The organism is Gibbsiella dentisursi, from assembly GCF_039539505.1.
GTDB lineage: Bacteria > Pseudomonadota > Gammaproteobacteria > Enterobacterales > Enterobacteriaceae > Gibbsiella > Gibbsiella quercinecans.
Genome location: NZ_BAABDG010000002.1, coordinates 1,568,466 through 1,582,393 on the forward strand (window position 1 = coordinate 1,568,466; position 13,928 = coordinate 1,582,393).

The following is a 13,928-nucleotide window of genomic DNA, read 5'->3' on the forward strand; positions in this document are numbered from 1 at the left end:
AAGGCCCGCATCATGCCGGATGGCGGGCCAAAGGTGCGCCTGTATTCCCCATATCTAATGCCGGAGGGCAAGCATAATGACGAAAACTTTAAGCGCGAACGCCCCAAAATCGCATGCATTTAAACAAGGGGCAGGTGCAGTGTTGAAGACACTGGCGAAAGTGCTCATCATAGCGCTAATGAGCTATGGGCCGGCGGGCGCCACCTCATGGCTGCTGAAAACCGTTAGCCGCAAGCCGCTGCGCCTGATCCTGGCTATGATACTGGAACCGATGTTTCGCAAAGGGTTAACCAAGGCCTTTGGGCGCTTTGCCAAGGAGAATAATGAAACGACTGCAAAATGAGTTAACGGCACTGGTCAACCGGGGGATGGATCGCCACCTGCGTTTGGCCGTCACCGGCCTGAGCCGCAGCGGCAAAACGGCCTTTATTACCGCATTCGTCAACCAATTGCTGCATATTCACAGCGGCGCGCGCTTGCCGCTGTTTTCCCCCGCGCGCGAGGAGCGCTTGCTGGGCGTGAAACGCATTCCGCAACGCGATCTGGGCATCCAACGCTTTACCTATGATGAAGGGCTGGCGCAACTGTACGGCGTGCCGCCGAGCTGGCCGACGCCGACGCGCGGCGTGAGCGAGATCCGCCTGGCACTGCGCTACCGCTCCACTGATTCGCTGCTGCGACATTTCAAAGAGACATCCACCCTCTACCTGGAAATTGTCGATTACCCCGGCGAATGGCTGCTCGATTTACCGATGCTGGAGCAGGATTACCTGGCCTGGTCGCGCCAGATGGCCGGGCTGTTGCAGGGCGAGCGCGCCGAATGGGCCAAACCCTGGCTGGCGCTGTGCCAAACCCTCGATCCGCTGGCGCCCGCCGACGAAAACCGGCTGGCGGCGATTGCCCAGGCTTATACCGACTACCTGCTGCGCTGCAAAGCCGAAGGGCTGCATTTTATCCAGCCCGGGCGCTTTGTGCTGCCGGGGGATATGGCCGGCGCGCCGGCGTTGCAGTTTTTCCCGTGGCCGAATATTGATGACAGCGGCGAAACGAAGCTGGCCCAGGCGGATAAACAGAGTAATTTCGGGATGTTGCGCACCCGCTTTAACTACTATTGCCAGTCGGTCGTTAAAGATTTTTATAAAGAGCACTTTGTGCGCTTTGATCGCCAGATCGTCTTGGTCGATTGCCTGCAACCGCTCAACAGCGGGCCACAGGCGTTCAACGATATGCGCCTGGCGTTGACCCAACTGATGCAAAGTTTCCACTATGGCAAACGCACCCTGTTCCGCCGTCTGTTTTCTCCCACCATCGACAAGCTGATGTTCGCTGCCACCAAGGCCGACCACATCACTGCCGATCAGCACGCCAACCTGGTTTCGCTGTTGCAGCAACTGGTGCAGGAAGCGTGGCAAAACGCCGCCTTTGAAGGCATCAGTATGGACTGCGTCGGCCTGGCTTCGGTGCAGGCGACCGAAAGCGGCATGGTGGAGTATCAGGGCCAGCTTATTCCGGCGCTGAAAGGCAACCGCCTGGCAGACGGCGCGCCGCTGACGGTCTTTCCCGGCGAAGTGCCGGCCCGTTTGCCGGGGCTGCCGTTTTGGCAAAATCAGGGGTTCCACTTTGACGCCTTTCGTCCACGCCCGATGAGCCCGGATAGTCCGTTGCCGCATATCCGGCTGGATGCCGTGATGGCGTTTTTACTGGGAGATAAGTTGCGATGAGCGAACCATTGAAACCCCGTATTGATTTCGAAACGCCGTTGCAGCCGCCGCAAGAACCGCCGCTCCGTTCGGGCCTGACCTTTGACGAACGCCAGGCGGAATATTTTCACCCGGCTGAGCCGGAACGCCAACTGGAGGATGAGGAAGGGCGCGCTGAAGGCATCGTTAACGCGGCGCTGAAACCTAAACGCAGCCTGTGGCGCAAGATGGTTAACGCCGGGCTGGCGCTGTTCGGCGTCAGCGTGGTGGCGCAGGGCGTGCAGTGGCTGCATAACGCCTGGGTACAGCAGGATTGGATTGCCCTTGGCGGCGGCGTCGCCGGCGGTTTGATCGTCTTTGCCGGCGTGGGGGCGCTGGCGACCGAATGGCGCCGCCTGTACCGCCTGCGCCAGCGCGCGCAGGAGCGTGACGTGGCGCGTGAATTGCTGCACAGCCACGGCCTGGGCCAGGGGCGGGCGTTTTGCGAGAAACTGGCGCGCCAGGCCGGCCTGGATCAGGGCCACCCGGCCTTGCAGCGCTGGCAGGCATCGCTGCATGAAACGCAAAACGATCGTGAAGTGGTGGCGCTGTACGCCAGCCTGGTGCAGCCGGTGCTGGACGAACAGGCGCGGCGGGAAATCAGCCGCTCGGCGGCGGAATCGACGCTGATGATCGCCGTCAGCCCGCTGGCGCTGGTGGACATGGCGTTTATCGCCTGGCGCAATATCCGCTTGATTAACCGTATCGCGGCGATATACGGCATTGAGCTGGGCTATTTCAGCCGTATCCGTCTGTTCCGGCTGGTGTTACTCAACATCGCTTTTGCCGGCGCTTCGGAGCTGGTGCGAGAAGTGGGGATGGACTGGGTATCGCAGGATCTGGCGGCACGCCTTTCTGCGCGGGCGGCGCAGGGCATCGGCGCCGGCCTGCTGACCGCGCGCCTTGGGATAAAGGCGATGGAGCTGTGCCGCCCGTTGCCGTGGCTGGATGGCGATAAGCCAAAGCTGTCTGATTTCCGTGGCCAGTTGATCGGCCAGTTGAAAGACGTGATGGCGAAAGGGGCCAAAAAGGATAAATAGCCCGCCGGCTGCGCCTGGCCGGGCGCAGCCAACACTGCGGCGTAAGGTTAATTTGCCGCCCGCGAGATGTTGCGCTAAAAAACCGCCGCCCCGTGCAATCATCCACCAGCCGTGTGGTAAATCATCGCCGATTGTTGCTTGCCTGGTGCAAAAGCCATCGGAAAGCACGCGAATACGGATTCCTGTCAACTTTTGCTGACAGATGGCTTCTTCCCCGCAGGGGGAGAGAGTATTATCGTTGCCAGTTATCCCGCACCTGCAGAGAGAAGGTCTTACTGATGCGTTTGGAAGTATTTTGCGAAGACAGGCTCGGCCTGGCCCGAGAGCTGCTCGATCTTTTGGTTTTGCGTAATATCGATTTGCGCGGTATCGAGATCGCGTCGATCGGCCGAATTTACCTGAATTTTGCCCAATTGGATTTTGACACCTTCAGCACGCTGATGATGGAGATCCGCCGTATCGACGGCGTGACCGATGTGCGCACCGTGAGCTTTATGCCTTCGGAGCATGAGCATCGCTCGCTGCGTGCGCTGCTGCAATCGATGCCGGAACCGGTATTTTCCATTGATATGAAAGGGAAGGTCGAACTGGCTAACCCGGCGGCGCAGGCGCTGTTTTGCCTGGATGAGGACAAGCTGCGCAACCAGACCGCCGGGGCGCTGATCGGCGGTTATAATTTCGGCCGCTGGCTGGAGACCGGCAACAGTACGCCGCACTCCGAGCGGGTAGTGATCCGCAGCCAGGATTTCCTGATGGAGATCACGCCGATTTGCCTGGAAGACGAAAGCCAGCAGCAGGCGACGGTCGGGGCCGTGGTGATGCTGAAATCCACCGCGCGCATGGGGCGCCAGTTGCAGAATCTGGCGGTTAATGACGACAGCGAATTTGCACATATCGTCGCCACCAGCCCGAAAATGCGCCAGGTGCTGGAACAGGCGCGCAAACTGGCGATGCTGGACGCGCCGCTGCTGCTGATTGGCGAAACCGGCACCGGTAAAGACATCCTGGCGCGCGCCTGCCATCTGCGCAGCCCGCGCGGCAAGCAACCCTTCCTGGCGCTGAACTGTGCGGCCCTGCCGGATGACGTGGCGGAAAGCGAGCTGTTCGGCCATGCGCCAGGCGCCTATCCGGGGGCGACCGAAGGCAAGAAAGGCTTCTTTGAGCAGGCGAACGGCGGCTCGGTGTTGCTGGATGAGATTGGCGAAATGTCGTCGCGGATGCAGGCCAAACTGCTGCGCTTTATCAACGACGGCACTTTCCGCCGTGTGGGTGAAGAGCACGAAGTGCACGTGGATGTGCGCGTGATCTGCGCCACGCAGAAGAACCTGATCGAACTGGTGCAGCGCGGCGAGTTCCGTGAAGATCTGTACTACCGCCTTAACGTGCTGGCGCTGAACATCCCACCGCTGCGCGAACGTCCGCAGGACATCATGCCGTTGACCGAGCTGTTCGTGGCGCGCTTTGCCGACGAGCAGGGCGTGGCGCGGCCCAAGCTTTCTAACGATCTGAATGCCTTTCTAAGCAAATACGGCTGGCCCGGTAACGTGCGCCAGTTGAAGAATGCCATTTACCGTGCGCTCACCCAAACCGAAGGCTATGAACTGCGCCCGCAGGATATTGTGCTGCCGGAGTTTGAATCGGAAATACCGCTGGGCGATGAGGCGCTGGATGGGTCGCTGGACGATATCAGCAAGCGTTTTGAACGCTCGGTGCTGACGCGCCTGTATCGCACCTACCCGAGCACGCGCAAGCTGGCAAAGCGGCTGGGCGTATCCCATACGGCGATCGCCAACAAGCTGCGTGAGTATGGGTTGGGCAATCGTAAGGCGGCAGACGACGGCGAAGAATAACCCCGCGCCGCGCAATGCGGCGATAAGAACAAATAAGCAGCGCGGTTGCGCTGCTTATTGTTTATTCAAACCAAGAAATGCCTGGCTTCTGGCGCTTTATTTCAGAGCCGCCAGCGCTGCATCGTAATCAGGCTCGTTGGTGATTTCATTCACCAGTTCGCTGTAGATCACCTTATCCTGGCCGTCCAACACCACCACCGCGCGCGCAGTCAAGCCGGCCAGCGGACCTGCGGCGATCGCCACACCGTAATCCTGTTTGAACTCGGCGCCACGCAGGGTGGACAGGGTAACCACGTTGGTCAACCCTTCCGCACCGCAGAAGCGGGACTGGGCAAACGGCAGATCGGAAGAGATGCACAGCACCACGGTGTTATCCAATTCGCTGGCCAATTGGTTGAATTTGCGCACGGATGTGGCGCAGACGCCGGTATCAATGCTTGGGAAAATGTTCAGAACTTTGCGTTTCCCCGCGAAGCTATTCAGCGTTACGTCGGACAGGTCTTTGGCGACCAGCGTGAAAGGCTTGGCCTGTTCGCCAGCTTGCGGCAGTTTACCGTCAACGGTTACCGGGTTGCCTTGAAAATGTACTGTCTGGGTCATTGCTGGGTTCCTTTTACAGGTGTTGATAACAAAGGGCACAGCCGATACGAATACCGCCTGCGGCTTACTCGTGACGCAAGTTTATGTCAACATGGGTAAATTGGATATATAAAGTTTGCTAATAGACTGTGTCCGCCAGGTTAAACTGCGCCATAAATCAACCGGCTGCAACCGCTAACGGCATGGCCGAAAGCGGGGTCAGGCGCGGTAGGCCAACAGTTCCACCATCGCCTCAAGGTATTGTTCGCTGGCCGCGTCGGCGGAAATCGGCGGCAGTTCTGCGGTGATGCACGGCAACGATAAATCCGCGCACCAACTGCCAAACGATCCCGGCGTTTCATAACCAACGCTGCTCACCAGCGGCAGGGCAAACTGGCGCGCCAGCCAGATCCCAAGGCGCGAGCTGCCGGCATCTTCAATGCACGCCAGCGGTTCATGAAAGGAAACTACCCACTGCGGCTTCAGGCTATGGATCAGGCGGCACAGCGCCTGGGTTTCCGGTTCCGAGCCGGGCCGGCCGCCGGTGGAAAGGCGCACATCCCGCGTCTTGGCCGCGCTGTTCCAGCGGTAAACCGTATCGCCGGAGCGCCAGTTGGCGGCGGGGAAGTTGCGGTTGAGATCCACGCCGTTTGCGTTGGCCCGCAGCCCCAGTTGGCAGCCGTCGGGGTTCACGGCCAACACCACATGGTGCCGGCGCTGGTTGGGCGCAATACTGCGCAGCGCGCATGATAGCGCCACCACGGCGGCGGTTTCGTCACCGTGGGTACCGGCCAGCACCAGACCGGCTTCGGTGGTGCCGGTTGCCGCGGGGAAATACAGCAGCGGTGCGCCCAATAACGATTTGCCATAGCTTTCACCGGCTATGGTCAATTGGCCACGTTCACTGCGCGGGCGTGGTGGGATCATGGTTTATCGCTCCGTGCGCCAGGAAAAGGTGATAATTATTTTATTCAGTGTATTAGGCTTGTGCCGCTAGCGACAGATAATGTTTACTGTGTGGCTGATGCCATATGCGCTGACGCTGTTGTTATACTATCCAGGCATCGGCCTAACCATATCAAGAGGATGTTCTATGCCCATTGCCAGAATAATTGCCCGCTACACCGAAAACGAAAATGACAGCCTGACGTTGCTGTGTGGTGTGGATGATGAAAAACAGATCCGCCAGGGGGCATGGTTTGGCGTAGTGAGAAACGACGATGGCCGCGGTGACGAATCCAACTATCCATTCACGCTGCATATTGACTACCAAAACGCTGCCTTTTATCTGGATTACGGCTATGACGATATCAATGCCCGGCAGTTGCAGCGCATTGACATTCAACAAAGCCCGCTGGCGGAAAAAGGCTACTTCACCATTTATGATGATGAAGAGGGTGAAGAGTTCTGCTACCAGATCGCCAGTATTCACCTGTACGACTAAGCTGCCTGCCGTGGGTTGGTATTGAACGCCCCGCTAAAGCGCTAGTGGGTGCCGATCTTGTGCTATACCCTTCATACTTCAAGCTGCAGGTGTGTTGGCTTTCCTCGCTCACCCCAGTCACTTACTCAAGTAAGCTCCTGGGGGTTCGCTGTGTTGCCGCCTTCCTGCAACTCGAATTATTTTGGGTATATAGGATAAATAATTCGTAGGGTTAACGGGGATAATTGACGATGGCGGGAATCAAAGGGCGGATGGCGCTGTGCGCGGTGTTTGTTAGTATGGGGATCAACAGCGCGGTGGCTGCCGAGGTGCCAGCCGGCACCGTGCTGGCGGACAAGCAGGAAATCGTGCGCCATATCAAGGATGAGCCGGCCTCGCTTGATCCAATCAAAGCGGTGGGCCTGCCGGAAGCACAGGTGGCGCGCGATTTGTTCGAAGGCCTGGTGAACCAGGATGCCAACGGCAAAATCATTCCCGGCGTGGCCACGGCGTGGAGCACCACCGATAACCAGACCTACATTTTCACGCTGCGCAAAGACGCACGTTGGTCTAACGGTGACCCTGTCACGGCAAAAGATTTTGTTTATAGCTGGCAGCGGCTGGTAGATCCGAAAAGTCTGTCGCCGTTTGCCTGGTTTGCACAGTTGGCCGGCATCCAGAATGCCGGCGATATCATCGCCGGCAAACTGCCGGTTAATCAACTGGGCGTCAGCGCGGTGGATGACCATACGCTGAAAGTACAGTTGGATAAACCCGTACCGTACTTCCCCAGCCTGACGGCCAATTTCAGCCTGTTCCCGGTGCCGCAAGCGGTGGTTGAAAAGTTCGGCAACGACTGGACCAAAGTCGGTAACCTGGTCGGCAACGGCGCCTATCAACTGCAGGAAAGGGTGGTAAATGAAAAGCTGGTGCTGGCGCCCAACCCACACTATTGGGACCACGCCCATACGGTGCTGACCAAGGTCACCTTTGTGCCGATTAATCAGGAGTCCAACGCGACCAAGCGCTACCTGGCGGGAGATATCGATATTACCGAGTCTTTCCCGAAAAACCTGTACCAGAAACTGTTGAAAGATATCCCTGGCCAGGTGTACACCCCGGATCAGCTCGGCACCTATTATTATGCTTTCAATACCCAACGGCCGCCGACCAGCGATGTGCGGGTGCGCCAGGCGTTGTCCTATGCCATCGATCGTAAAATCATTGCCGAAAAGGTACTCGGCACCGGTGAAAAACCGGCCTACCATTTCACTCCGGACGTTACCGCCGGCTTCACGCCGGACAACGGCCTGCTGAAACAACAATCCCAGGCCGAACTGGACGCACAGGCCAAAACGCTGCTGCAGGCGGCAGGTTTCGGGCCAGGCAATCCGTTGAAACTGACGTTGCTGTACAACACCTCGGAAAGCCATCAGAAGATCGCCATCGCCGTCGCCTCAATGTGGAAGAAAAAGCTGGGCGTGGAGGTGAAACTACAAAACCAGGAGTGGAAAACCTACATTGATAGCCGCAACAGCGGGAATTTCGATGTGATCCGCGCCTCTTGGGTGGGGGATTATAACGAAGCCTCAACGTTCCTTTCGTTGCTGACTTCCAGCCACAGCGGCAATATCGCCAAATTCCGCAGCGCCGATTACGATCGGGTGTTGGAACAGGCCAGCCGCGAAACCGATCCTGCCGAACGCAACGCCGATTACAACCGGGCCGAGCAGATCATCGCCGAACAGGCGCCGATTGCGCCGATTTATCAATATACCAATGGTCGTTTGATTAAGCCTTGGGTAAAAGGCTACCCGATCACCAATCCGGAAGACGTGGCGTACAGCCATACGATGTATATCATCAAGCACTAAAGTTGGAAGGCATACGCGCTTTTCATTCAGCACGCTTATCTGCGTCAGGGGTCATTGCGGCCCCTTTGCGGATGAGGCGGGGGATAGAATCAGTGTGCCGTTATCAGAGCCGATCCGGCATGATATCAACGACGACATGCCCGGCCATATCGGTTTGCGTCACGCGGTAAGAAGTGGGGTAAGAACGGCGGGTGCTGAAGTGATCGTGTACTGAAACTTTGCCCACCGGCTTGCCGGAAGCGTCTTTCACAATAAATTCGCTGATTTCTTCTTGGCCTTGGTTATGCAGGTGAATATTGCGTACTTTCTCTAACGTGCAGCTTTTATCGATTTTCAAGTGATCTCTTAACATAACTACCTCCTCGTAGTTAAATAGAGTATAGGCCTCATATAAGTGAGGTTAAACAAACTTATGTTAATTTTTTATTTTATTTTTTCATTATGATTGATGCGATTATGTTATCGCTTGATAAGGCGCTGGCCGGCCTGCGGGCTGTTAGGGGCAATTGCACGTTACGTTATCGGCAATTACTCCCCAGCTGCGTCTTTGATTTGTAAGCTATTAACGCTAGACTCACGCGTATTGGCACAACAAAGGGGATGACGGATGGATGTCATTGAAGGGCGAACAGTACAGGTTTCTGACGCGGTCTATGCCTATCAGTTTGACGGCAAGGGCGGTGTAACCCCCATCGATAATGAAGCCGCAATTACCAGTGAAAAGCCTTGCTGGCTGCATCTAGACTACGCCCACCCGGCCAGTGCGCAATGGCTGAACACCACGCCGCTGCTGCCTGATTCGGTGCGCGAAGCCTTGGCCGGTGAAAGCACCCGCCCACGGGTCAGCCGGTTGGGCGACGGCACCATGATTACGCTGCGCGCTATAAACTTCAATGCCGACTCGCGGCCGGATCAATTGGTGACCTTCCGGGTGTATATGACCGATCGGCTGATTGTTTCTACCCGCCACCGCAAGGTGTACTCGATTGATGAAGTGGTTAACGATCTGCAAAGCGGCACCGGGCCGATCAACAGCGGCGACTGGCTGGTGGAGATTTCCGATGCGTTGACCGACCACGCCAGCGAATTTATTGAAGATTTGCACGATAAGATCATCGATCTGGAAGACGCCTTGCTGGAGCAGCAGATCCCGGAGCGTGGCCAACTGGCGCTGATACGCAAACAGCTGATTGTGCTACGCCGCTACATGGCGCCGCAGCGCGACGTCTATTCCCGCCTGGCCAGCGAGCGCTTACCGTGGATGGAAAATGACGATCGCCGCCGAATGCAGGATATCTCCGACCGTTTGGGGCGCGCGCTGGACGATCTGGACAGCAGCATCGCCCGCACCGCGGTGTTATCCGACGAAATCACCACGGTGATGGCGGACGCCATGAACCGCCGTACTTATACCATGTCGTTGTTGGCGATGGTGTTCCTGCCCACCACCTTTCTGACCGGGCTGTTTGGCGTGAACCTGGGTGGGATCCCGGGCAATACCGATAGCTATGGATTCGCCGTCTTTTGCCTGATGCTGGTGGGGTTGGTGCTGGGCGTCGCCTGGTGGCTGAAACGCAGCCGTTGGCTGTAGTGAAAGCGGGGATAATTCGGTTTTCTATTGAGCAAAATCAATATTTGGCCGGGCAAACTACGGCATTCTTTATCTCGCAGGTGAATGCAACGTCAAGCGATGGGCGTTGCGCTCCATAATTGTCTTACTTTCTTATTTAGAATTACTGCATAGCACATTTAATTCGTATGATGCCGGCCTAAACGCCGGCATTTTTTTTGCCTGCCGCCGCGCTGCAGCAGGCCGGGGCTTATTTTATTTCCAGCACGTCCAGGCGTTGAACCACCGGCGCGTCTTCGGCATCTTCCGGCTGCCAGCCCACCGGTTGTAGAGGAAGCTCCTCACGGTCAAACGCCAGATCGCCGCCGCCCACCACTTCGCTGCCGTGATGGATCCCTTTGAAATCGAACAGTTCGGTATCGCACATGTGCGAGGGCACCACGTTCTGCATGGCGCTGAACATGGTTTCCAGGCGGCCTGGGTAGCGTTTATCCCAGTCGCGCAGCATATCGCCGATCACCTGGCGTTGCAGGTTGGGCTGTGAACCGCACAGGTTGCAGGGGATGATCGGGAAGGCTTTGGCCTGCGCGAAGCGTTCAATGTCTTTCTCGCGGCAGTAAGCCAGCGGCCGAATCACCACGTGCTTGCCGTCATCGCTCATCAGTTTAGGCGGCATGCCTTTCATTTTGCCGCCGTAGAACATGTTGAGAAACAGGGTCTGCAGGATGTCGTCGCGGTGGTGGCCAAGGGCGATTTTGGTCGCACCCAGCTCGGTGGCGGTGCGGTAAAGGATGCCGCGGCGCAGGCGGGAACACAGCGAACAGGTGGTTTTGCCTTCCGGAATTTTTTCTTTCACGATGCCGTAGGTGTTTTCTTCAACGATCAGGTACTCCACCCCCAAATTTTCCAGATACGCGGGCAGAATGTGCTCAGGGAACCCCGGCTGTTTCTGATCCAGATTCACCGCCACCAGAGAGAAATTCACCGGCGCGCTTTGCTGCAAGTTGCGCAGGATCTCCAACATGGTGTAGCTGTCTTTGCCGCCGGACAGGCAAACCATGATGCGATCGCCTTCTTCAATCATGTTGTAGTCGGCGATGGCTTCACCCACGTTGCGGCGCAGGCGCTTTTGCAATTTGTTCAGGTTATACTGCTCTTTAGGAGTAACTGACTGATTTTCTGTCATTTTTAAACTTCTCAATCTCAAAGGGGCAACGTTGGGGCAAAACCTATCATCGTGCAAGCCTGTCGCCGGGCCTGCTGATTATTCAATCCGTGCGCCACAAATTACAGACATCATTTGCGCCTTATCATGCCCCATTCGATTCACGATAAAAAACGGGTTTCACCGGCTGGCAATCGCCAGCCTAGATACACTAAATAATTCGAGTTGTAGGAAAACCAACACACCTGCAACTTGAAGTATGACGAGTATAAAAGTATGCCGCGTATGGTACGGATTACGGCGGCGAATGCCAGCGCGTTTTACGCCGCGCTCACCTTGTGCCGAACAATAATCGCCAATAGCGCGGTTTTTACCCTGGTTTGATCAGGCCGTGCCGGTGTTAGCGCGGCTCATTGCCCCGGCATGGCGCACCAATGCACTGATTTGGGGCATAATAATGATGCAAAGGTATTTTTGTCTGATATTTGAACATTATACCGTGGGTTAACGCGATAAATTCTGGCGCAGGGTTTGCATTAGGGTTGCCGCCAGTTTTTGCTGGTTTCTTTTTTTTGGGGATGTTGAACTATGAATTTTAGAGCATTGCTTGCTGTAGCGTTATTCACAATAACCACTTGCGCTTTCAGCGCGACAAAATTACCCCATGTGGTGATCCTTGCCACGGGTGGCACCATTGCCGGTTCTGCCGCCAGCAATACGCAGACCACCGGGTATAAAGCGGGGGCGATCGGCGTTGAGACGCTGATAAATGCAGTGCCTGAATTGAAAAATGTGGCGCAGGTTGATGGCGAGCAGATCGCCAATATCGGCAGTGAAAACATGACCAGCGACATCATCCTGAAACTGTCGCAGCGGGTCAATGAACTGCTGGCGCGCGACGATGTTGATGGCGTGGTGATTACCCATGGCACCGATACGTTAGATGAAACGCCGTATTTCCTCAACCTGACGGTAAAAAGCAATAAACCGGTGGTGTTCACGGCGGCAATGCGGCCGGCGACGGCCATCAGCGCAGACGGGCCGATGAACCTGCTGGAGGCAGTTACGGTAGCGGCGGATCCTGCGGCCAAAGGGCGTGGTGTGATGGTGGTGCTGAATGACCGCATTGCCGCGGCGCGCTTTGCGACCAAAACCAATGCAACCACTCTCGATACCTTCAAGGCGCCGGAACAAGGCTATTTAGGCGTGATTGTCGGTGGCAAACCGCAGTTTGAAACCCGCGTTGATAAAATTCATACGCTGCGTTCGGTGTTTGATTCACGCAATATCAAAACATTGCCGAAGGTAGTGATGATCTATGGCTACCAGGACGATCCTGAATATATGTATGATGCCGCCATCGCGCATCATGCGGATGGCATCATCTATGTGGGCACCGGTGCCGGCTCGGTTTCTGTCAGAAGCAAGGCTGGGATTGAAAAGGCGCAAAAAGCCGGCATTATCGTGGTCAGGGCATCACGTACCGGCAGCGGTGTGGTGCCGCCGGATGACGGCCAGCCCGGCCTGGTTGCCGATTCCCTCAACCCCGCCAAAGCACGTATTCTGCTAATGACGGCGTTGACCCAAACCAAGGATCCCGCGCTGATCCAGCAGTATTTCCATACTTACTAAGTTAAGCTCGCTAATCACGACAGGCCCGCAACGATACGGGCCTTTTGCTATCGGTAACCCAGCGCGCGCTTGTTAATGCACGTTACGCGCTATGGCGGCGATCACCTCAAGTGCAACCTCAGTAACCGTGCCGTTAATATCCAGCGCGGGATCAAAAGAGGCGATCCCCAGCGCGGCCACCGCAGCGTGGGCAGAAAGCAACTCGGCGCACTGAATCAGCGTTTCTGGCCGCAGCCCGCCCGGCGGCGCGAATTCATTCCCCATGCCAAACGTCGGATCAAGAACATCGACATCAAGGTGGAAATAAATCTGGGTAATGCCTTGGCCGGTCAGGCGATGTATTGCCGCCATCAGCCTGTTGAGAATATCCGCATCGGGCGGGATCTGCTCAATGGCCGATTGGGAAAGAACGCGTTTGTCGCCCAGATCGGCTCCGTGGCCGCCCACCAGGACGACATTTTCATCGGGAAGCGGGCGGAAGCCGGCAACCGTGGTGACAAGCGCCTGCCAGCAACGGCCGGTGAGGGTGCTGATTCCCATCGCATCCAGAAAATCCCCGTTGAAGGTTGCCGGCGTATTACAATCGCCATGCCCATCAAACCAGATCACCCCCAGCAGTTTCTCTGGGCCGGCGCGTTGTATGCCGGCTACCGTGCCCAACGAACTGTTGCAGTTGCCGGATAATACGATGGGCCGTTTGCCCGCCCTTAAGGCCGCTTCAACCGCCGATGCCCCCGCGCGATGCAGCGCAAAGGCGGTGCCAATTTCGGTCGGGAATCGGGGGGATATGTCGAGCGTTTGCAGCATAACCGAGCCGTACTGCTGCAGCCGCTCAACGGCCCCATATTTGGCAAGGTACATGGGGCCAGCGCCCATCCGGGCATGAGGGTGCCCGGAGTCATAGGGAATACAAATTAACTGATGGATCATGGGTTGGCTCCTCGGTCGCAGAAATGAACGTATCCGGGTTTATGGCCGCAATGACGTGAACAAGTATATCTTTTCGGCTATGCCATTAATGCAAGCGAATGAACAGAATGTGAGGGCGGTCTGCAA

13 protein-coding genes are annotated in these 13,928 nt (G+C 56.8%); 8 read left to right on the plus strand and 5 right to left on the minus strand.

Features of this window, described 5'->3' with window-relative positions:
- Positions 1-76: 76 nt before the first annotated feature.
- From pspD to tyrR, 4 genes are all read left to right on the plus strand, one after another.
- Positions 77-343 carry a phage shock protein PspD gene (gene pspD / locus ABFX35_RS07640; RefSeq protein WP_095848788.1) on the plus strand — a complete coding sequence of 89 codons (267 nt, stop codon included), beginning with the start codon at positions 77-79 and terminating at the stop codon, positions 341-343.
- Entirely contained in the window at positions 324-1,721 is a 1,398-nt protein-coding gene (locus ABFX35_RS07645; protein WP_279023868.1) for a YcjX family GTP-binding protein, read from the plus strand. Before pspD ends, ABFX35_RS07645 begins: the two co-directional genes overlap by 20 nt.
- A complete protein-coding gene (locus tag ABFX35_RS07650) occupies positions 1,718-2,779 on the plus strand; it encodes a TIGR01620 family protein (protein WP_346080125.1) in 1,062 nt (353 codons plus the stop codon). The genes ABFX35_RS07645 and ABFX35_RS07650 overlap by 4 nt, the downstream gene beginning before the upstream one ends.
- A gap of 278 nt (positions 2,780-3,057) precedes the next feature.
- A complete protein-coding gene (gene tyrR, locus ABFX35_RS07655; RefSeq protein ID WP_346080127.1) occupies positions 3,058-4,629 on the plus strand; it encodes a transcriptional regulator TyrR in 1,572 nt (523 codons plus the stop codon).
- Positions 4,630-4,725: 96 nt separating this feature from the next.
- Here tyrR and tpx read toward each other — a convergent pair whose 3' ends face one another.
- Positions 4,726-5,229, minus strand: coding sequence for a thiol peroxidase (tpx, locus tag ABFX35_RS07660; protein WP_095848784.1), 504 nt, complete (start codon positions 5,227-5,229; stop codon positions 4,726-4,728).
- 198 nt (positions 5,230-5,427) lie between these two features.
- A complete protein-coding gene (mpaA, locus tag ABFX35_RS07665) occupies positions 5,428-6,135 on the minus strand; it encodes a murein tripeptide amidase MpaA (protein ID WP_346080129.1) in 708 nt (235 codons plus the stop codon).
- A gap of 166 nt (positions 6,136-6,301) precedes the next feature.
- Between mpaA and ABFX35_RS07670 the strand changes: the two genes are divergently transcribed.
- Both ABFX35_RS07670 and ABFX35_RS07675 read left to right on the plus strand, forming a co-directional pair.
- Positions 6,302-6,652, plus strand: a complete 351-nt coding sequence (locus ABFX35_RS07670) for a hypothetical protein (protein ID WP_095848782.1) — start codon at positions 6,302-6,304, stop codon at positions 6,650-6,652.
- Positions 6,653-6,903: 251 nt separating this feature from the next.
- Positions 6,904-8,505, plus strand: coding sequence for a peptide ABC transporter substrate-binding protein (locus ABFX35_RS07675; RefSeq protein WP_346080882.1), 1,602 nt, complete (start codon positions 6,904-6,906; stop codon positions 8,503-8,505).
- Between the two features lie 103 nt (positions 8,506-8,608).
- Here ABFX35_RS07675 and ABFX35_RS07680 read toward each other — a convergent pair whose 3' ends face one another.
- Positions 8,609-8,857 (minus strand): hypothetical protein, encoded by a 249-nt coding sequence (locus ABFX35_RS07680; RefSeq protein ID WP_346080130.1) that lies wholly within the window; start codon positions 8,855-8,857, stop codon positions 8,609-8,611.
- Between the two features lie 255 nt (positions 8,858-9,112).
- Here ABFX35_RS07680 and zntB point away from each other — a divergent pair, with 255 nt between their 5' ends.
- Entirely contained in the window at positions 9,113-10,096 is a 984-nt protein-coding gene (gene zntB / locus ABFX35_RS07685) for a zinc transporter ZntB (protein ID WP_346080132.1), read from the plus strand.
- Between the two features lie 229 nt (positions 10,097-10,325).
- On the opposite strand, the gene ttcA is transcribed toward zntB, so the two are convergent.
- On the minus strand, positions 10,326-11,261 hold the full coding sequence (gene ttcA / locus ABFX35_RS07690) for a tRNA 2-thiocytidine(32) synthetase TtcA (protein ID WP_095848778.1): 936 nt from the start codon (positions 11,259-11,261) through the stop codon (positions 10,326-10,328).
- Between the two features lie 567 nt (positions 11,262-11,828).
- Here ttcA and fraE point away from each other — a divergent pair.
- Complete coding sequence (gene fraE / locus ABFX35_RS07700) at positions 11,829-12,872, plus strand: fructose-asparagine asparaginase (RefSeq protein ID WP_279023882.1); 1,044 nt, start codon at positions 11,829-11,831, stop codon at positions 12,870-12,872.
- Between the two features lie 72 nt (positions 12,873-12,944).
- On the opposite strand, the gene ABFX35_RS07705 is transcribed toward fraE, so the two are convergent.
- Positions 12,945-13,802: an arginase family protein gene (locus ABFX35_RS07705; protein ID WP_346080135.1), complete on the minus strand. Its 858-nt coding sequence runs from the start codon at positions 13,800-13,802 to the stop codon at positions 12,945-12,947.
- Between the last annotated feature and the right edge of the window lie 126 nt (positions 13,803-13,928).

Coding starts and splice junctions, on each gene's coding strand:
- ABFX35_RS07705 (WP_346080135.1), bottom strand. CDS start 13,802: ATGATCCATCAGTTAATTTGTATTCCCTATGACTCCGGGCACCCTCAT.
- ABFX35_RS07645 (WP_279023868.1), top strand. CDS start 324: ATGAAACGACTGCAAAATGAGTTAACGGCACTGGTCAACCGGGGGATG.
- ABFX35_RS07670 (WP_095848782.1), top strand. CDS start 6,302: ATGCCCATTGCCAGAATAATTGCCCGCTACACCGAAAACGAAAATGAC.
- tyrR (WP_346080127.1), top strand. CDS start 3,058: ATGCGTTTGGAAGTATTTTGCGAAGACAGGCTCGGCCTGGCCCGAGAG.
- pspD (WP_095848788.1), top strand. CDS start 77: ATGACGAAAACTTTAAGCGCGAACGCCCCAAAATCGCATGCATTTAAA.
- zntB (WP_346080132.1), top strand. CDS start 9,113: ATGGATGTCATTGAAGGGCGAACAGTACAGGTTTCTGACGCGGTCTAT.
- tpx (WP_095848784.1), bottom strand. CDS start 5,229: ATGACCCAGACAGTACATTTTCAAGGCAACCCGGTAACCGTTGACGGT.
- ttcA (WP_095848778.1), bottom strand. CDS start 11,261: ATGACAGAAAATCAGTCAGTTACTCCTAAAGAGCAGTATAACCTGAAC.
- ABFX35_RS07675 (WP_346080882.1), top strand. CDS start 6,904: ATGGCGCTGTGCGCGGTGTTTGTTAGTATGGGGATCAACAGCGCGGTG.
- ABFX35_RS07650 (WP_346080125.1), top strand. CDS start 1,718: ATGAGCGAACCATTGAAACCCCGTATTGATTTCGAAACGCCGTTGCAG.
- ABFX35_RS07680 (WP_346080130.1), bottom strand. CDS start 8,857: ATGTTAAGAGATCACTTGAAAATCGATAAAAGCTGCACGTTAGAGAAA.
- fraE (WP_279023882.1), top strand. CDS start 11,829: ATGAATTTTAGAGCATTGCTTGCTGTAGCGTTATTCACAATAACCACT.
- mpaA (WP_346080129.1), bottom strand. CDS start 6,135: ATGATCCCACCACGCCCGCGCAGTGAACGTGGCCAATTGACCATAGCC.